Source organism: Vibrio sp. 10N.222.55.C7 (assembly GCF_041473335.1).
GTDB lineage: Bacteria > Pseudomonadota > Gammaproteobacteria > Enterobacterales > Vibrionaceae > Vibrio > Vibrio crassostreae_C.
In genome coordinates this window covers 20,348-38,025 of sequence record NZ_JBFRSC010000039.1, presented here as the reverse complement: position 1 = coordinate 38,025, position 17,678 = coordinate 20,348, and the positions used below count along the sequence as shown (strand labels likewise).

General features: G+C 41.1%; 17 protein-coding genes and 2 pseudogenes. 10 read left to right on the top strand and 9 right to left on the bottom strand.

Annotated features, from left to right (window positions below; translation table 11 throughout):
- The 6 genes from AB4482_RS14450 to AB4482_RS14425 form a co-directional block, all read left to right on the top strand.
- On the top strand, positions 1-442 hold a 442-nt coding region (locus AB4482_RS14450; protein ID WP_408063626.1), incomplete at its 5' end, for a phage integrase central domain-containing protein.
- A gap of 10 nt (positions 443-452) precedes the next feature.
- Positions 453-1,157, top strand: a complete 705-nt coding sequence (locus AB4482_RS14445; protein ID WP_229648403.1) for a site-specific integrase — start codon at positions 453-455, stop codon at positions 1,155-1,157.
- A gap of 232 nt (positions 1,158-1,389) precedes the next feature.
- On the top strand, positions 1,390-2,391 hold the full coding sequence (locus AB4482_RS14440; RefSeq protein WP_371997466.1) for a phytanoyl-CoA dioxygenase family protein: 1,002 nt from the start codon (positions 1,390-1,392) through the stop codon (positions 2,389-2,391).
- A 16-nt stretch (positions 2,392-2,407) separates the two neighbouring features.
- On the top strand, positions 2,408-3,733 hold the full coding sequence (locus AB4482_RS14435; RefSeq protein ID WP_102560969.1) for a serine hydroxymethyltransferase: 1,326 nt from the start codon (positions 2,408-2,410) through the stop codon (positions 3,731-3,733).
- Positions 3,730-4,368, top strand: a complete 639-nt coding sequence (locus tag AB4482_RS14430) for a LysE family translocator (RefSeq protein WP_017102638.1) — start codon at positions 3,730-3,732, stop codon at positions 4,366-4,368. The genes AB4482_RS14435 and AB4482_RS14430 overlap by 4 nt, the downstream gene beginning before the upstream one ends.
- A gap of 130 nt (positions 4,369-4,498) precedes the next feature.
- The gene (locus AB4482_RS14425) at positions 4,499-4,915 is read left to right on the top strand and encodes a GFA family protein (RefSeq protein WP_017102639.1); all 417 of its coding nucleotides are present in this window, start codon (positions 4,499-4,501) and stop codon (positions 4,913-4,915) included.
- 355 nt (positions 4,916-5,270) lie between these two features.
- On the opposite strand, the gene AB4482_RS14420 is transcribed toward AB4482_RS14425, so the two are convergent.
- Positions 5,271-5,573 carry a type II toxin-antitoxin system RelE/ParE family toxin gene (locus tag AB4482_RS14420; RefSeq protein ID WP_102560971.1) on the bottom strand — a complete coding sequence of 101 codons (303 nt, stop codon included), beginning with the start codon at positions 5,571-5,573 and terminating at the stop codon, positions 5,271-5,273.
- Positions 5,545-5,781: a TA system antitoxin ParD family protein gene (locus tag AB4482_RS14415; protein WP_017100443.1), complete on the bottom strand. Its 237-nt coding sequence runs from the start codon at positions 5,779-5,781 to the stop codon at positions 5,545-5,547. Before AB4482_RS14415 ends, AB4482_RS14420 begins: the two co-directional genes overlap by 29 nt.
- Positions 5,782-6,252: 471 nt before the next feature.
- On the opposite strand from AB4482_RS14415, the gene AB4482_RS14410 reads away from it, so the two are divergent.
- The 3 genes and pseudogenes from AB4482_RS14410 to AB4482_RS14400 form a co-directional block, all read left to right on the top strand.
- Entirely contained in the window at positions 6,253-6,795 is a 543-nt protein-coding gene (locus AB4482_RS14410) for a hypothetical protein (RefSeq protein ID WP_017100441.1), read from the top strand.
- A 3-nt stretch (positions 6,796-6,798) separates the two neighbouring features.
- Positions 6,799-8,106, top strand: a complete 1,308-nt coding sequence (locus tag AB4482_RS14405) for a YfaP family protein (protein ID WP_229648405.1) — start codon at positions 6,799-6,801, stop codon at positions 8,104-8,106.
- Positions 8,107-8,909: 803 nt separating this feature from the next.
- A pseudogene (locus AB4482_RS14400) lies at positions 8,910-9,095 on the top strand (IS6 family transposase); the annotation flags it as partial.
- Positions 9,096-9,154: 59 nt separating this feature from the next.
- Here AB4482_RS14400 and AB4482_RS14395 read toward each other — a convergent pair.
- The 7 genes and pseudogenes from AB4482_RS14395 to AB4482_RS14365 all read right to left on the bottom strand — a co-directional run bounded on the left by AB4482_RS14395 (position 9,155) and on the right by AB4482_RS14365 (position 16,456).
- Positions 9,155-9,628: a GNAT family N-acetyltransferase gene (locus AB4482_RS14395; protein WP_016800590.1), complete on the bottom strand. Its 474-nt coding sequence runs from the start codon at positions 9,626-9,628 to the stop codon at positions 9,155-9,157.
- Between the two features lie 1,617 nt (positions 9,629-11,245).
- A pseudogene (locus tag AB4482_RS14390) lies at positions 11,246-11,515 on the bottom strand (ISNCY family transposase); the annotation flags it as partial.
- A 164-nt stretch (positions 11,516-11,679) separates the two neighbouring features.
- The gene (locus AB4482_RS14385; RefSeq protein WP_069592252.1) at positions 11,680-12,093 is read right to left on the bottom strand and encodes an H-NS family nucleoid-associated regulatory protein; all 414 of its coding nucleotides are present in this window, start codon (positions 12,091-12,093) and stop codon (positions 11,680-11,682) included.
- An 840-nt stretch (positions 12,094-12,933) separates the two neighbouring features.
- Complete coding sequence (locus AB4482_RS14380; protein ID WP_017104238.1) at positions 12,934-13,512, bottom strand: DUF2913 family protein; 579 nt, start codon at positions 13,510-13,512, stop codon at positions 12,934-12,936.
- Between the two features lie 258 nt (positions 13,513-13,770).
- Entirely contained in the window at positions 13,771-14,637 is an 867-nt protein-coding gene (locus tag AB4482_RS14375) for a hypothetical protein (RefSeq protein WP_372181107.1), read from the bottom strand.
- Positions 14,624-14,908: a hypothetical protein gene (locus AB4482_RS14370; RefSeq protein WP_372181105.1), complete on the bottom strand. Its 285-nt coding sequence runs from the start codon at positions 14,906-14,908 to the stop codon at positions 14,624-14,626. The genes AB4482_RS14375 and AB4482_RS14370 overlap by 14 nt, the downstream gene beginning before the upstream one ends.
- 720 nt (positions 14,909-15,628) lie before the next feature.
- Entirely contained in the window at positions 15,629-16,456 is an 828-nt protein-coding gene (locus AB4482_RS14365; protein ID WP_102428374.1) for a hypothetical protein, read from the bottom strand.
- Between the two features lie 800 nt (positions 16,457-17,256).
- Between AB4482_RS14365 and AB4482_RS14360 the strand changes: the two genes are divergently transcribed.
- Positions 17,257-17,436 (top strand): TraY domain-containing protein, encoded by a 180-nt coding sequence (locus tag AB4482_RS14360; RefSeq protein WP_016800598.1) that lies wholly within the window; start codon positions 17,257-17,259, stop codon positions 17,434-17,436.
- The last annotated feature ends 242 nt before the right edge of the window (positions 17,437-17,678 follow it).

Sequence of the window (17,678 nt, the reverse complement as noted above, 5' to 3'; positions counted from 1 at the left end):
AATTCAGCGTACCACTACAGTGGGACAATTCACCCTAAAACAAGCCAGACAACACGTGCAAGCTTTACAGTCTTCTTTTTTAGAAAAAGAGACGAAACCGATACGGTTAATTCGCTTTGATGCTTTGGTGAAAGAAGAATGGACGGATAAGGTCTGCAAGGGATGGAAACTGAGTACACAAGGGACAGCGTCGAGCGCCTTAAGAAGGCATTTGTTGCCCGAGTTTGGACGTTTTCCTGTCAGCCGTATTGATTCGTTTCATGTGCATCGTTGGTTTGATGAACTCAGCCAGAATTACGCAGGGGCTGCCAACCGTAATCTTGATGTGCTTCGTTCTATCTTCAAATATGCGGTGAAGCAAGGTTATTGCATGGAAAACCCTTGTGAGGGTCTCAAGCAAAGTCGCAAAAAAAAAGCTCAATCGTTTTTTGAGTTTGGATGAGTTAGCGCGATTGGATAAGGCATTAACTGTGGTCAGCCAGCAAGGTAATCTGGAAGCGTGCTGTTGTCAGGTGCTAAAACTGGTGCTGTTAACGGGGTGTCGAATTTCAGAGGTAACAGGCCTACAATGGTCTTTTGTTAAAGGCAGGGAGTGGCACTTGCCGGACAGCAAAACGGGTGCGAAGGTGGTGTATGTGGGCAAGGAAGCGCAGAAACTCCTTTCAGACATACCAAAGCAAGCATGGACACAGCGTAGCGAATCACACGATGATGTGTTTATGCCTTTGCGTCGTTTTGTGAGTCGGTCGACTAAGGTTAGTATGGTCTGGCAACAGGTGCGAGCCTTAGCCCATATCGAGGATGTTCGCATTCACGATTTGCGTCATACCTTTGCCAGTTATGCGGTGTTAGAGGGGTTCCCTATTCCGATGGTGTCGAAACTGTTGGGTCACACGCGTATTTCATCCACGCTTCGTTATGCTCACGTGGATGATGTGCAAGTATCGCAATCTGCTGAGGCGATAGGGGAAGTTATTAGTGGAATATTATCAGGCCAGCTTGTGAATAACCCTAAAACTCGAAAAGTGAGAGCCTCCAAACCTAAGCCGACGAAATCTCCCCCTAAACGCAGAGGAAGACCTATCAAAGTAATACCGGAACTGACCGAGAAGGAGGTTGAACGGTTTAGATATGAAGTGGATTTTTGGGAATGGTGATTAAAATATCTGTCGGAATAACATAAGTACATCAAATTTTAAGATTAGGTTTTTTGGTGAAGTTTGTGTTTTGGGGAGTCACACTTGGAGTTCTGTGAATAAGTGTACGCGAGAACTAACGCTTTTCTCTAAATATTAATTATTAATTATTAATTATTAATTTTAGGCCATTCGATAAAGACTGATAGGTTCGACGCTCTTTGTTTAACATCATAGGGTAGGCAGCTAATCAATGGACAAGAGTAAAGGATTGACGAGAGAGCAAATAAGGTCTTTTCGCCGAGATGGTTATTTAGGACCATTACCGAGGTTCGCAAATGTCGAATTAATTCAAGATGTTTTAACGGAAGTTAGGGAGATAGCTCAAAGCCCAGAGCCGCATCCCCTGTATGGTCGTTATTCTGTCAGGGATTGGCATTTAGTATCGACGAAAATTAAAGAGTTGCTCACAGATTCAGCTTTGATCCCAAAGCTACAGTCTCTGATTGGAGACGATTTAGCTCTTTGGCGCTCAAAAATTTTTCACAAGAAATCTGGAGAAAACGGTACAGGTTGGCACCAAGAGTGGGGAGATTTCGATGGTGAAGAAATTGGCAATAATAAGCCTAGTTTAAGGCCTAAACATGAAAGGCGGGATCGTTGGTGGAATTTAACTGTTTGGGTCGCCCTTACTGATGTTGAGCTTGATTGCGCTCCGTTGCGTTTCATTCGTGGTTCACATAAAAAACAATATCCTAAAACCATGGTTCCAATGACAGAATCTGAGTTTTGGCATGATCCATTTATTGACTGTAAAACAATCGAAGATGTTGTCGAAAGGGCGAACAATTACACACTAGTATTGGACGTTGATACCAGTGGGCTTTTTGAAAATTATCAAATTAGTGGGAAATCATTCGAGGATGTTAAAGCCTATGTTCGAGCTGAACTTGCAAAATTACCTGCAAAAAGAACATTGGGTGTAGACGAGAGCCAAGAAGATATAGTGACGATCCCTATGAAAAAAGGGGAATTTGTTATTTTCACGGAAAGAACCATGCATGGTTCTCTTCCTAATACATCTTATAATGACCGGTTTGGCATTAATTTTAGAGTAACGGCAACGGATACGGAAATTTATCCATTTCGACACTTGGGCGACTTTATTGATGGCTCAAACATAGATATCACAAGACATTCGAGCTTACTGCTCTGTGGTAAGGATCTGTCTAACACACGTAACAGTTATACGTGAGAAGGGAGGTTAGAAAGTGATTATCAGCAAACAAATGCATGACATGAATATTCTGAATGATGCTTCTGCCTTACTTGGGTGTTCGACTTCTAAAGAGCTCTATCAAAAATTAAGAGCTTTAATAGAGCGACACGAGACTGTGAGAGTGAAGACAGGAATAAACCTTTTGGCAGCAGAAGGCCCTATGAGTTTACAAGCTCGGGGACTACTAAGTTGTGACTTGGGGTCTAGAGCCTCAGGCGGTTCTATTGGGCGAAATAACCGCTTTTTTACGGGGCTTGATCAAGCTGATGAAATAGAAGCACTTTGCATAGTATTACTTAAGGAATTATTTGAATGCAATCATGCAGACCCTAGGCTTTTAGGAGGGCTTCATGCTAATACGGTTGTCTATGCAGTTCTCAAAAACCATTTCAACGTATCAGATATGTCCACCCTCAATACATTTTATGGTGGTAACTCAAGTAACCATAGTTTAGGCCCCCCGGGGATCTTGAACTATTCCATTTCAGATCTTCCTGTGGATCCGAATACCCTCGAAATTGACTTAAACGCCTTTGAATACATGGCTAAGTTTAGACACCCGAAATTAGTGAGTTTAGGGGCAGGTCTCAACCTTTTTCCCTTTCCTGTAAAAGAGATAAAAGACATTATTTCTCGTTGGGGAGGGATGTTACTTTTTGATGGCTCACATCAAGCAGGGTTGATTGCTGGTGGAGTTTATCCAAACCCTCTGTCTTTGGGAGCTGATATCTACACTGCATCGACAGGAAAGACGTTTAGTGGTCCTCAGGGAGGAGTAATTTGTTGGAATTCGGAAAAGTTTTCTTCTCCGATTAGCACGACTATATTCCCAAAGCTAACTGGTTCACATCAACTTAATCGAATTGCTGCCCTGACGGTCTCATGCTTAGAATTAAAGGAATATGGCCTTGAATATATGGCTCAAGGGATACTTAATGCTAGGCAACTTGCTAGTAATTTACAGGCGCACGGGTTGGAGGTGCTCTGTTCTGATGAAGGCTTTACTGAAACTCATCAAGTTGTTGTGAAATGGACTCGAGAAGAAGGTGCGCGTTTAGCATGCTACCGTCTAGCTGATGTTGGGGTTTTTGCTAATGCAGTCCCACTTCCTGAAGATAGAGAGTTGTTATCTGGGATACGTTTTGGTGCAACAGAAATTACTCGATTAGGGGTTACACAAAGTCAAATAGTTGTTTTAGCTGAGGTAATCGCAGGCGTTCTACAAGGTAATTACAATTTGAAGGAGGCGCGTAATGTAGTAAGTGAGTTAGCCTCAACATTTTCTGGCTTTAAATATAGCTTGGAGGGTGGACAATGATTTCAATTACAGAACTGTTTACTTACTTATTTGTTACGTTGCTATATGCGTTTATGCCCGGTCCTGCAATGCTTTACAGTATTGCTCAAGCTGTGTCAGGAGGGAAGAAAGTAGGAATTATGGCAGCTTTTGGCCTTCATATAGGAGGTTATTTTCATGTAATTTTAGCTGTATTAGGTTTGTCTTCTGTGCTTTTAGCTAATCCTTCTCTCTATTCTGCCATTCAAAAGCTAGGAGCTCTCTATCTTGTTTGGTTGGGTTTCCAACGTATCTATCTATCAAAAAAATTACGTATTACTTCTTGTGAAAGCAATCTTACCTCTCCTAAAAGAACGTTTATTGATAGTGTCATTGTAGATATTCTGAACCCTAAAGCCGCAATTTTCTATCTTGCTTTTCTCCCACAGTTTGTGAATGAAGCAGGAAGTGTTGCTGTTTGGCTCCAACTGCTTATTTTGGGAGTTGTTACGAATTTATTGTTTAGTAGTGCTGATCTGTTAAGTGTTTTGATGGCGAGTCATCTACAGAAAAAGTTTCAAGCAAGAAGTAACTGGGTTGATTTTTTCTCAAGGTGGTCTGGTAGTATTTTTATACTGTTAGGTGTTATGGCCTTGGTAAACTCCTCGTACAATTAGGGGAAGGGACACACTTCTCGGATTTTTAATTCAAGTTGATTTACGATGTAATGACTTAGGTTAGACGGTAGTGTTACTCGTTACTTAATTCGGAGTTAGCTGCCACTCATGTTGTGAGGAGGAGTGATAAATGGAATATCCACTTATAGGAGCATGTCAGTGCGGGCAAGTGACCTATGACTTGTATGAAAAACCACTAATGGTCTTTGCTTGTCACTGTACAGAGTGCCAAAAACTGTCTACCAGCCCATTTAGCATTACAGCAGTTGTCGATGCCGAGAAAATAGAGTTTTCTGGTCAACTGAAAACTTGGGAACGTTTAGCTGATAGTGGCAATCGTAATTGCGCGATGTTCTGTCCAAATTGTGGAAACAGAATTTACCATTTCAATCCAGATGCACCGCAAACGGTTAAATTAAAGTTAAAACCAACTGATATGTCGGCAGCTGATATTTTCGAACCTCAAGCACATGTTTGGGTTAGTGAAAAACTAGATTGGTACCAAATACCAACTAATGTAAAGGTTTTCCCTGAGCAGCCGGGGTAGCGGTGAGCAAGTGTTTAAGATATTAAAATACTTGTTCTAATCTATTGAGGTTTAGGGAGTTTCATTGCATTAACTTACTTTTGGCCAGAACTTTCATAGGTTGAATCTTTATCTGTGGCACTTTCTAACTCGAAAGTGCCCCATTATTGGCTAGACCTTTTACTCATTCACACCCTGTTCATGGGTTTTTACCATATTAAAACTTATCCACTCTTCTCATACTGTTAATCCCCGTGATGTTTCACGGGGGTAGATTCCACCTTTCTTTCAGCGTTAGCTACCTTAAGTTCTTTTTCAATCAGTTTGTAGGTGTTTGAGGGGTATAAAAAAAGCCTCGCGCTTGGCGAGGCTTTGGTTATCTAAATGTTCTGGATGCATCTCGATAAAAGTTTTCATGACTGCCCAACGCCATTAAGGTCAGGACTAACGTCCCGTATTCATCGTAGTTGTACCCAAGCAAGGTGAGCTGCTTGTTCATCTTAAACTTGTGCACCCTAAGAAAAGACAAATCGCCTTTCTTCATCACGCCAATAAAAGGGTTTTCTATAACCTCTTTCACTGTTTTATCTAGATCTTGTTTTTGGTTTTTGTGTAGCTTTTTTACTGTCTTGGCAAATGTCGTAGTTTGCTCAATCTTTGTTACTTTCGCTAAATTCATAAGAGGTCGTATTCCCGTGCTCTAATTCGGCTTTAGCGATGATTGCCTGCAGTACGAACTCGTAGGTTAAGTCAGGGTTATCCTCCATGATCTTGCCTATTTTCGCCCAATGCTCAATTTGCTTGGGGGTCGTTCGATTTAAAGCTGTTCCAATGGTTGCAGCTCTATCTACTAGGCTCTCATCAAGTCTAACGCTTGTAGTAGCCATATGTATTACCTTGGTCATTTGTTTGTTGATGTCAATTGTAGCGCATTGCATCATATGTGGCAACTTGCAACAAAAGCCCTGCTAGTGGGCTTTTTCACTTCTCATAAGTGACAATGAACTTAACCTCTAAGGTCGTGCTCTTCTGATGGCTCCTCCATACCGGAGATAATGCATCATTTACTAAATTAGAAAAAGCTTCTGTCCAAAGGTGTGCCATGAAACTCGAAAATGCCCCATTAGAAGTTACGACCGATTGATTACTCATTTCAGAAACCTGTGATTTGGCTTACTTTTCCTTATGCAAACCACATCTACTGTATTGATATAAGTGTAACGGACCTAGGTATATTAATGTAACGCCAGTCTCTATAGCGGCAACTTGGTCGGCTCAAGGGTGGTATGGGACTCGTTGCACTTGGCGTTAATCTCTTATATTTTAGTAACTTAAAATTTATGATCAAGGAGTAGACAATGAAGTTGAAAATAAGGGAAGCTTTACCAATATGTGCCATCATGTTGCTAACGGCATGTGGTGGTGACTCTGATAGTGCCGATGATGTAAATGCAGCAACACCAATCAATTCACCTACAGATGCTTTAAGTCAGTTAGTTTCGTCAGGAACGTACCCAGACTTAGACACTAGTGATTCGCTTACAGGTTCAGTCACCAATAACGAAGCCATTCGAGACGATATATTGGCATATATTGAAGCGGCTAACTTATCAGCAAGTCAAAAGACACAAGTTAAGAGTATTGCCAGAACTATCCAAGAAGCTGTCCTTGTTGATCATTCTGATATCGATGCAGTCCTCCAAGTTGATGAAGAGTCTACTGTAGCTATCGGTTGCTTGAGTTTAGCTTTTGATAACCCTGCCGATGCACATCAAATTCTAAAAGCGATAGAACATTACACAGCAAACACTCGTGAGCGCGCAGCGGCATATTCAGCGTTCAATGAAGCTCTTGATGGCACTGTGACGCGCCTACCATCTAATATCGATTGCGTGGAATGATGTATGAAAAAAATTATTATAACCGCTTTAGCTGCGTCAATCTCTTTCAATGTAAGTTCTGCAACAGTTTGTGAAGTACCAGGGTATGTCGTTGGCTTTTTTAATGGAGTGTGGAATACAAAAAATGAAGCGAAATTAGCGACATTTGAATTCCAAAAGCAAATTGGAAATGAGTACAATTCAGAGCCTGTAGCATACGAGACTTTTTATAACGTAACTGGTTCATCGGTTAGTGCATCAGCGTTTCAAGATATAGCAGAAGTATTTATTCAGCGAGCGGAAGAAATAGACCCCGATCTCGGCGGTAGATTTGATATCTTTTGGTCAGCAATTACTGGTGGTGGAGCTGATGGTTTCTTAGATAAAGTCTACAATATTGTCAGCGCCCCTAGTGACTTGGTGTTGGGGCTACTTACTGAGCTTTACGACTGGGCATCATCCCAAACAGTTGCACTTGTTAGTCATTTGTTTTCTTCACCGCCAACAGCAAGCGATTACGCTCGTCATAACACGAGGATTCAGACGTTAGGCACACAGGGCGCAAAAATGCTGTTTATCGCCCACTCCCAAGGTAATCTTTTTGCTAATAATGCCTACAACGCAGCATTGGAATTGGATAACCTAGATGAATCTAATCTTGGGGTAGTCCACATTGCACCAGCTTCACCACAACTGAATGGACCTTATACACTAGCCGATCTCGATTTGGTGATAAATGGTTTAAGAGCTGTAGGGACAGTGCCCGATACAAATGTCTCGATACCAGTCAGCCATTTAGAGGTTGATCCATCTGGTCACACTCTCATACAAACCTATTTAAATACTTCTTTACAACCAGCTGGAATGATAAGAAACGATCTCCAATCGGAGCTGGCGTCATTACAAACTCCTGAAGCAATCGCTTCTACAGGGTCGTTCACAGCAACACTCAGTTGGAATGGTCTAGGTGATGTTGATTTGCATACGTTTGAACCCAATGGGATGCAGGTGTACTACCAAAATAGGGTAGGTAACGTTGGTGAGTTAGATGTTGATAACACCAGCGGCTATGGGCCAGAGCATTACTTCGCCACTTGTGACAGAGACAGCCTCGAACTCGGGGTATATAGTATCGGTGTGAATAACTACGCTCGTGCAGAAGGTCGAATTGCAACTGTTCAAATATCGACAGGTAGTATTTCGGATGTTCTAACTAAGTCAGTTACACTTGGGGAAGCTCAAGGTTCATCAGAGAATGCCAACCCATTACACATGATGAATGTTGTGGTTTCTGAAAACGACAGTGGTGGCATTGAAATAGGGGCTTTCTAGTAACCTTAAAGGGCCGTTTACCTATAGTAATATAATCTGATAGCCCTACTAAAACATCATTTGATGTTTTAGTAGGGCATTGCGTTTGGTCTACCAATTTCCGATACATTGTATGATTCGGAGTAGTAAATTTTGTCCGAACGACTTAGTCGCCAATCTGAACGTAACTCGGAAATGTCCAGAGGCTTCATAGACCTGAAGTTTTACTCGTCGTCGCGACTCAAGGCGAGTTCCAATGATATATTTTGTAACTGCAAGCAATTAGCTTTGTCGATAAGAGCTGATAACAAAGAGAGCCAAAGCTGACTAAATTGATTAACCAATAACTTTCAATGTTTTTGGTTATAGTATGTGTAATACAAATCCCAATAATACTTGAGTTATTTCAAATGAAACAAGAAGTACATAGGTTTGAGCTATCAATAAATAGCACTATCTCTGAAGTCTATGGCCACTTTACTAAGGCAAATAGTGACCAAAGCCTCGATAGAATGTTTGAAGGTCTTCAAAAAAAACTCAGGAAAATTACCTGCTCAGTGAGAGAGAGGGAGTGTACTCTCATTAATGTGTACATTGCATACGGCAGAAGACAAGAGGACTTTGATGGTAGAGGGAAGACTTGTAATTCTTTTCCTACAAGGAGAATCGAAAGTATAATGAACACCCATTCTAACCTTTCGCCAGAAGACCTGCTAGGTGAGGCTTTACGATCTTTAGAGCACTGAGCTGGAACTTTAACGTTTTCTAGATTAGCGCATGATAGCTGAAAATATGAGCAAAAAAATTAAGAGTAATTACACCATGACAATGCGATAGAGTCAGACCATGCTCTAATCAAAAAGCTCATCGAAGCGATTCAAGGTCTTTAAAGGTTACGGATATTGAACAAGAGTCAATTTGATTTTTGGTTAAGCCGTGACCGGGCAGAGGTGAGAGTGCACGAGGGATCAGCGTTTTTGAATGAACTCTTCAATACATTTACAGTTTAAGTATAAAATGAGGCGGCCAAATAGCCGTCCCAGACACACCATCTGACTTGTTTATTCACTCATTCCTTTAAGCCAAAAATTAATTCAATTTCATCATCAAGTCTTCTGCCCGTTGGTATAAAACCAAGTTTTTGATAAATAGAGAGCGCATTGCCTTTTTCTTTATCCATCGTGGTCAGGGAGACGCCTTTTAAACCGATAATGGAAGCGTATTTCTTACTGAAGTTAATCGCTTGACTCCCCAATCCCTTTCCTTGGAAACGATGGTCAATCATGACGCGCCATACATATAAATGCTCCTTTTGAAAGTGTTCATCGTGTGTGTCCAGTATTCTAGGGTCAATCAGAGAGATCAGGCCCGCAGGTTTATCGTTTAAGTAAATACCATAGTTGATACTATCGTCGTTAAAACTGGCTTCTGCAAGCCACTCTGCGTTGTTAGCAATGAGTTGTTTTTGAGACTCTTCCACTGAGAGAGCAATAATGTCATCGATAATGGTATTGTTTATTTTTAAAAAGCTAATTTTATTCATGCTTATTTACCTTGGGTAGGTATTTCATTAAAAGTAACTGGCCAATGTAAGGATCTTGATAAGCTAATCTTGAGTTATCAAAATGGTAATGCCGCTTTTGTTCCTGTCATTTAACATAGGCTCTTCAACTATCTTATAGATCTCTTTATCTGGCGCATGCTAGAACTCGCCAATCGTTTTTCATTAAGGTATATAGTCACAGTAGAGTATGCTTTCTCAAACAATGAGGATGGAAGTTCTTGTTTCCTATTTTGTCTGCACCCATGACAGAAATATGAGTTCCAAGCGTTGCCCACGATGATTAAAAAAAAGGGTCCGTACAGTATTTTTGCAACAGTCCCGTTACAAGAACCAAAACAAAATCCCTGCTAGAGTGCTTACTAGTGTAATGAAAGAGAGCTTTAACGTGTTCTAAGCCAGTTACATGTTGTATGTCACTTATCAACTAAAATGGTGGCTCTTCTCTTACCGCCTTTGCACTCAACAGTGACGTTCACTCCATTGACGAGTGCTTTCTCATTATTCGCTCTGGCTCTCACATCGAGTTCAAATTTGGACAACGAGTTCGGTAAGCGCAAAAGAAAGAGTGCTGGTTACCCTTTTGCTTTGGTACAGGCCAAATCTTGATGTTATCGAAGATGGCCAATCGCAGTGCTAAAATAGACAAAACTCTGGAATATTGCAGCTAATGTTATCGAAAGCTATTCTGCACTATTTTTGTAGTTTGCGTAATTGGTGTAGCCAAACTCAACACCAATGATACGAACCGCCATATAAGTTTTAGCCAGACCATTTGACGTATTATTCCGGAATCTTTTGTCTCTTACAGTATGACTTTGTAAGTAAAATCATTACATAATGAAAGCGTATTCACTAGGTTGCTAGTTCAAACCTTGATGCTTTGGTTTTTCTAATAGCGATAAGATGTCGCTCCTAATGAATTGATAGCAGAGTAGTTTCTTACGTCTAAAGCGGGACTTGATTGGATGAACCAACGATAAATATAGGACGATTCACAATAATGCCGTGCTTGGCCGACATATCACTCAGATTGACATTACTCATGGGCGTTGATTAAGCGACTTTCCATACTTGTTAGAAGAATCTTTATTACTTCTAAATCGTAGTCAATACAATGTTTCTAAAAATGACGTACTCTCTTACCTTTATCGTTTGGGTATAAAGAGAGTCGATTTAAAAGTGGGCAGTAAAACGTTGAATATTTTATAAAACTTTGACCAGAACGTTATATAAGGGCTTCAAGGAAGGTAATAACCTTAGTCTTTCGGTCTTTTTTATGACGTTGTCACAATGAAAGTTGGGTGAGGCGATAATTCCCCTCACTCAATTAGTACCTGAATATGATAACAATAAGGCCGATGGGTAGGAAAAGTCTAAAAGTTTCGTACAACGTCATACCATCCGGATGAAGGTGGACGTTAAGTGGGAAGGTGATGAAAGGGTTCCACATGACTCCGCGTTTAATCGAAGAAGGGACCTGTCGTATGACAAAAGAAAGTGCCCGCGCCGTTTTTTTTTCTTATCCTTATTTTTTATTGATTTAACTATTTATCTCCCCACGCGCAGTCCTTTATTGATGGCCATTTACTTGCTCGGCTAATGAGAAAGTTGTGCTAGTTCGTCTTTATTCAATCCTGTGACATCCATAATGGCTTCCTGATCTAGACCATTAAGCATCATCTTGTGCGCCATCTCCTTGAGGGCTTCTTGGCGACCTTCTTGGCGACCTTCTTGGCGACCTTCTTGACGTCCTTCTTGGCGGCCACGTTGCTCGCCTTGTTGGCGCAATTGTTCTGCAATAGTCATAAGTGTTTTCTCGTGTTTCGGTACTGATGAGGCCAGTGACGTAATTAACGCCTCTAGGTTGATTTCTGTTCACGCATTCATTTTAAGATTGGCCAATGGGAGAGATATTTAAAGTGAGCTGACTGCCCTATAGAAACTAACCTAAACAAGGGCTCTGTTAGTTTCTATATGAATTCTGGGCCTCTTAATTGAGGGGGGTGTAGTGAGGGTTTTGAAAGAAGCGACTATTTCGCGATCAAGAAATCCTCAATTGATTTTCCAGCATCAAGCTGTTCTTGAATTATGGAAGGGGTGCGACCTTGACCGGTCCAGGTTTTTTCTATGCCGTTCCCGTCTGTGTAACTATATTTAGCAAGGCGAGGCTTACGTTTACCTTTTATTTTATTCTTTGATTGACCTGCTAGAGCTTCTATAAGAGCTTCAATATTAACACCATCGACCTTGATTTGCTTTGCGATTTCAGCGACTTTGGATTCTTGTTCAGCACGAGCTTCGCGCTCTACTTCTTCGCTCTCTTGGCGTTCAAGAAAGACGGTCGTTAACTTATTCAGTGCTTCTTCAAGTTCCTCAAGTGTTAATTCACGAGAGAACGCACGAAGCGAGCGGATATTAAGTAAAGTTTTTATCATTTCGGTCATGTTGAGTCCATTTACATTTAAATTGAGATAATATTACAAATCAATAAGATACACAAAAATTGTCGAAACACGTTTTCTCCAAAAATAGCGTTGTGAATATTCCCTCTTAGGCATATTTTTCTAAATATCAATGAGTTATTGCCTATCTTCATCCGAGAATGATGCTTTTTTAGGGTAAATAGTTCGAGCGTCGCTAAAGCTTATGGATTTAAAGTGGCTGTACTGAATATCTTTGATTAATTTAGTGTTCAAACTTTCATGAGTAAACGCACAGTAAATATGCAAGTTATTGATGGCTATAGAGGATAGAGCACTCTCAAGTTGAGTTTCAGTAACCATGTAGAGCAAAGGGGGTATTTCGGAACATCTCATATAACCATCAGCCTCGTCATAGCATGTTGATTATTGCATGTGTCTGCATAAAGAAAAGTATGAATAGTCCTAAACTCTTATTGTGTCTCTGCATTGAAAACTGGCGTCCGTAAGGTTTGGGTGAAATTTTCACCTACCACTAGGATGGAAGGCTCCGTGTCACAAGGTGAGTATCGCAGTATATTATACTAGACCTAAATCCGGATTTAGGTGGAAAAATGAAGAAGAGAATTGGACCCTATGCGCAAACCTAGCCTAGCTAATGCCAATTTTAAAAGGTTCATGCGTAAGCCAGAGTTGCGTATTGAAAAGCTCTCTCTTTATGACCTATTTGGTCAGACTGGCTTTGGGTGCGTTGTCATATGGGAAAGCTTTCAGTCAAGGTTGAAGATGGGTATTTAGTCGGACATTGTCTACCCAAGGTAAAACCGAGAAATAGAAAGGCACTATTCAATCGTATAATCGTTATCACTCTCGGTGCAATAAAAGGTGAATGACTTCATCTTTCTCTTCAGAGTCAACTTCAACGCGATAAAAGCCTTTGGCTTTTAGCGCTTCAATTAACGCTTCCAACCGATGGGTTTTCACCGTCATAGCCAGGGGTTTTATCTGGTTATTGTCTTCATCAAACCCTTGCTCTATGCTTTTTTCTTTCATGTAAAGAGTATCTCGTTCCATTTCTTTTGTGGGGTCTTCCAACATAGTTGGAAACTGATGCTGCTCAAATAATTCCGTTAACATGATATAGAGTTCATCAGCCTGTGAGAACTTGGCTTGATACCCGAGATTCAGTTGATTTACCTCCCACATTTTTTGTTCGAGGTTGCCTGTTACACTTCGGCCAATACTGAGCATGGTTTTGAGTTCATTTTTACATGTCGAGAACTGAGGCCGTTTTACTTTTGGTTTGATGAATTTTACCAACAGTTCATTTCTTATTTTCGTTGTCCAATATCCACCTTGTTGACTCATGGTTAAATACAGTGCGAGAAGCGCATTCGTCACGATCTCATCAAGGGCTTGATAGTGCTTAAGGTTTCGACTCATGAATTTATTCTTTCTCTTTAATTGAAGCTTCCTAGCTGTTTTTCACGATTTTAAATTGAGTGCGTAATCAGCGTGTATTAAGGCTTAAATAATAAGGCGCATTCAAAAATTAACGGGAAACGCGAACATATACCTGCTCAAACTTTAATGGCACCGCTCGTCGCAATCCCGTAGCTGGCGAAGCCAGTCGAAGGGTGAGCAAGCGGTATTTCGAACCTCTTAAACCACCATGATTAAGCCTCTTTTCTAGACACAGAATCAATAGAAGGTAAGAGATCCTAAATATTTTTTTAATTGATTGATACTGTTAACTTTTCTTATTCTTTTTTCAAGCGAGACTATCGAATCATCAATCATTTTAAGATACTTTTCCATTTTGGCTTGCGTCTTCTTCTTGCTTGGTGCTGAGAATTGTCTCCAGACTTGAGACTTAACTCCTTGTTGGCTAAAGATGTCACGGTGGGCCCGATTTAAATCCAGGAGCTTCATTTCGAGCAAATGCTCCATTCTCACTAAAGTTGTTTCATCAAGAAGGTGCTCAGAATCGGGGACATATTCTGTCAGCATTCGGACTAAGGTCATCACATCATTCTCTCGTTTGGCCACCGCCAGTTTCTGCATTAAACGATGTTTCTCTTCTTTCTTTAACGGGTCAGACTCTTTATCTGGATGGATAACACTCGCAATGCGTTTGTACATTTTGTTGAGTTGAGTACCTCGGAACATTTCTTTGATGTTAAGCGCGTCGTCGTCTTCACTCTCAAAATAATCGAATTCAAAATCGTCCCAATCGTCCTCATTTTGGGCTCGTGGTGAAAATGAGTCGTTATTATGTTTAACAAAAGAGGCCCATAAGGCACTGATAAAAGCTTCAATGGCGAATGGATCACCAGAAGCCAGAATTTCACGGATTTTTTTGTGGGGTAAATCAATATCAGCGCCGAACATCTCCTTCATGCCGTTTTCAAATTCTCGACAAGCTGCATTGAGCGCTTGCTGTTTCTCTTTCTGAAATACTTTATTATGATAGGTTTCATACTCTTCGCATAACGCCTCGACTTTGTCTCTATCATTGATAAAAGGGCGATCAAGCAAGTCAATTAACTCCTGTTCAATCGCTTGCATCAATCGCTTGCATCAAGCGATTGCGGATATTGGTTTTGAGTTTTTTTGAGGTCAAAAATGACATCAAGTGCTTAACCCAGGCACAGTGAAGATGGTCGAGCTTTTTATCATAGGGAGTCAGTTTATCTTTGTATTCAGAAAAAAGCTGATTGACCTTGATCTCGGCCTTTTGATTACGCCGTTCATTTTTTTCAATCTTCCTCCAGAGCTCAGATAAATAATCCGACTGAGAATGTGGAACGTTGTTTGAGTGAAAAATAGGAAGTGTCATATCCGTCCTTTTCTCTTCTAGTAACCCATGTGTTTTTCTAGGCTAACAGCGTAAGAAGAGAAACACCTCGAAGTAATACTAATTTATGTTCCTTGAGTTTGAATTACCCTCTGACGCTGATAAATCGAAACGCTAATCTTAGTATTCAAGGGGCCATTCATTTTGTAAAGCAGTAAGCTTAAGCGGCTGAATAAGAACCGTGACCATTTAATGAAATTAAGAAGAAAGCCTCTCACAGCGCCATACTGCTCTTTTTAGGCTGCAATATTGACAGCACTAAAAACCCTCGCCCTGCTAAGCCATACCATCCGGATGAAGGTGGACGTTAAGTAAGGAGATGATGAAAGGGAGCCACCTGACTCAGCGTTTAATCGAAGAAGGTCCCTGTCGTATGACAAAAGAAGGTTGCCGCGCCGTTTTTTTTGCTTGTCCTTAAGTATTTATTTTTCTATTGATTTAATTATTTATCTTTATACGTAGTGTTCATAAGCGCAGCCCCTTATTGATGGCCATTGTAGCGGTCTTTTTTATCCTTCCTTTCTTGCACGGCCTTTCTTATAAAAAACCGTGAATAGAGAAATCCCTTCCGAATGAGACTGCGTGCGCAAGATAACCCTGAATAACCTGTTGGGAGAAACCAGAAAAATGAGAGATAGAGCAGGGTAGGCTAAGGTTCAGACGTGCTGATCCCTCCGCCTTCGCGGAGACGAACGTGTCTTTTTAATTAGGGGCCAGGTCCGGTTGATACTCACTAAAGAAGGCTGAGGTTGATTGCGCATAGGTGTTTAACGTTGACGCATTGAAGATCTCTTGTATCCCTGACGCTATCTTACGGAAAGAGAGCCATTGAAAGCTCAGTCCTTTCTTTGTCTGGCGTTCCCGTGTTGCGAGGATCAATTCGCTGATGTTGGTGTAACGCACGACTTTTAAGTCATTAAAGAAGCGAGGTGTAAACTGTTTGTACGCGGGTGCACTGCGTATCGTCCCTTCGTCTTGGTCGACACACACATTGATCCGCTCACTGTGAAAATAGCTGGCACGCTTTAGATACTTCACCGCTTTAGCAAAGGACTTCGGCGAAATAAACTCTCCAAAGCGCAACGCATAATCTTCTTGAAGCTGGTCGTAGCTGATGGTTTTCAATCCCGCTTCGGTGGGCAAACCGATGCGCCCGCCAATGAGGTCTGTGTTCGGCAGAGTGCACGCTAATACTTTCGCAATTAAGGTGCGACATTGGACATTATTCACCGCTTCACCGCCCCATGCATTGAGTGACGGGAAACGATTGGGGTTGGTAATAAATTCTTCACACCCTTTTAAGATCCGCGCGTATTCTGGCGGCAGGGTTTCTACCTTACCGCTTCGGAGCAACCGGCGAGACTTAAATCCGATCTCAAAAGGCGTCTTAGGGTTCCGCGCGTTCTCTTCTTCAATGACGCGTTGATACAATTCAATCAAATCCAGTTTGCGAGCCTTACGCTTACAGCGATACTGCGCATCGTAACTCGATTTATCGAACGGGGGAGGGGAGGAGCTAAACGTTTTCATAAGACTCACCGTCCACGTTTAAAACACACCTCGCTTCATCCTGAGGGACAAAAAAGGCGGTGTTAGGCAGAAAGTGGATTCTCCTGAGCGTTAGCCCAAGCCAAGGCTGAGTCAAATGCGTCATATTTTGAAGTCCAAGAGGTTTTTGGGGTGTTTGGATTGGCCGTCCAAACGGTGAAATTTCAACCTATCTCAACCGGGAAAAGAAATCAAATGCCGGTTTTTTAGACACAAAAAAGCCGACTACTCTTGGAAAGTCGGCTTTTTTGCGAGTGCTATATAGTCAGAGTACCACCTCTAACACACTCTAAATCCTAGAAAAAACACACGACATTGGACACTACAGGAGTAAGCAATGTCGTGTGTTTTAACCTTATAGACCTCAGGTAAGTATAGCGTGTCGTCGCCTGATATTTCAAACGCTAAGTGTGCCTTGGGATTTTTCCCTTAACATAACAAATATAATGCGTAACCAAAAATAGCAGATAAATAACAATGAGATAACAAATAACCTTGAAAAATTTATAGCACATCAAAGAATCCCAATAAAAATAATTAATGGATTAATTATTTAAAATTAAAAACAAAGGCAACGTTAAATTTAATAAAATAACCATTAAAATCAAAAGTTTAATTTGGTGCGTATTATATTTGTTATGTTAAATTGCAAGATTGAGAGGCCCATCACAAAAGCAAATAAGTTTAATAATTCTGGGTCACTTTTGAACGATTAGAGGGTTCAGCGATATTTCAGTTTGAACTCGGTCGTTTCGGTTTTTCTTAATTGAAAAGGATTTTGTATGAATTTGAAATCAGAATGTAGGGTTGATAACAAGGAAGTCGGTATCGCTTTTAGTCTTTCAGCAAACGCGAATAAAACGTTAACGCTATCGGCGAAAAGAGCAGAACGGGCCAAAAAGCGCGAAGGGAAACTTCGATTAGAAGATCATCTCAAACGTTTTCCCAATTGGTCGCTGTAACGAATGATATTGCCGTCTGAGATCTTATTTCAGATGGCCTCGAAGGTGGGCTGCCTTCACGATTGCAAAAAGCGCCGCAGAGGGGCGCAGGCCTGCGTAATATGCCTAACAAATTCAGGAGCCCTCTCTGGGGCGACGTCCAAGGCTGTTTTTCTACTCAATTAAGCACGCTGGTTGAGTGGTGAAATAGAGTTACTTGGGAATACCAGACACCACACCCTTTGGATGTGCGCATTCTACTA

Excerpts from the sequence above, each read along its gene's own strand:
- AB4482_RS14365 (WP_102428374.1), bottom strand. The coding sequence starts at position 16,456 with ATGAAAACGTTTAGCTCCTCCCCTCCCCCGTTCGATAAATCGAGTTAC.
- AB4482_RS14395 (WP_016800590.1), bottom strand. The coding sequence starts at position 9,628 with ATGAATAAAATTAGCTTTTTAAAAATAAACAATACCATTATCGATGAC.
- AB4482_RS14360 (WP_016800598.1), top strand. The coding sequence starts at position 17,257 with ATGAATTTGAAATCAGAATGTAGGGTTGATAACAAGGAAGTCGGTATC.
- AB4482_RS14380 (WP_017104238.1), bottom strand. The coding sequence starts at position 13,512 with ATGAGTCGAAACCTTAAGCACTATCAAGCCCTTGATGAGATCGTGACG.
- AB4482_RS14370 (WP_372181105.1), bottom strand. The coding sequence starts at position 14,908 with ATGACACTTCCTATTTTTCACTCAAACAACGTTCCACATTCTCAGTCG.
- AB4482_RS14375 (WP_372181107.1), bottom strand. The coding sequence starts at position 14,637 with ATGCAAGCGATTGAACAGGAGTTAATTGACTTGCTTGATCGCCCTTTT.
- AB4482_RS14385 (WP_069592252.1), bottom strand. The coding sequence starts at position 12,093 with ATGACCGAAATGATAAAAACTTTACTTAATATCCGCTCGCTTCGTGCG.
- AB4482_RS14420 (WP_102560971.1), bottom strand. The coding sequence starts at position 5,573 with ATGAATTTAGCGAAAGTAACAAAGATTGAGCAAACTACGACATTTGCC.
- AB4482_RS14425 (WP_017102639.1), top strand. The coding sequence starts at position 4,499 with ATGGAATATCCACTTATAGGAGCATGTCAGTGCGGGCAAGTGACCTAT.
- AB4482_RS14415 (WP_017100443.1), bottom strand. The coding sequence starts at position 5,781 with ATGGCTACTACAAGCGTTAGACTTGATGAGAGCCTAGTAGATAGAGCT.
- AB4482_RS14410 (WP_017100441.1), top strand. The coding sequence starts at position 6,253 with ATGAAGTTGAAAATAAGGGAAGCTTTACCAATATGTGCCATCATGTTG.
- AB4482_RS14405 (WP_229648405.1), top strand. The coding sequence starts at position 6,799 with ATGAAAAAAATTATTATAACCGCTTTAGCTGCGTCAATCTCTTTCAAT.
- AB4482_RS14440 (WP_371997466.1), top strand. The coding sequence starts at position 1,390 with ATGGACAAGAGTAAAGGATTGACGAGAGAGCAAATAAGGTCTTTTCGC.
- AB4482_RS14430 (WP_017102638.1), top strand. The coding sequence starts at position 3,730 with ATGATTTCAATTACAGAACTGTTTACTTACTTATTTGTTACGTTGCTA.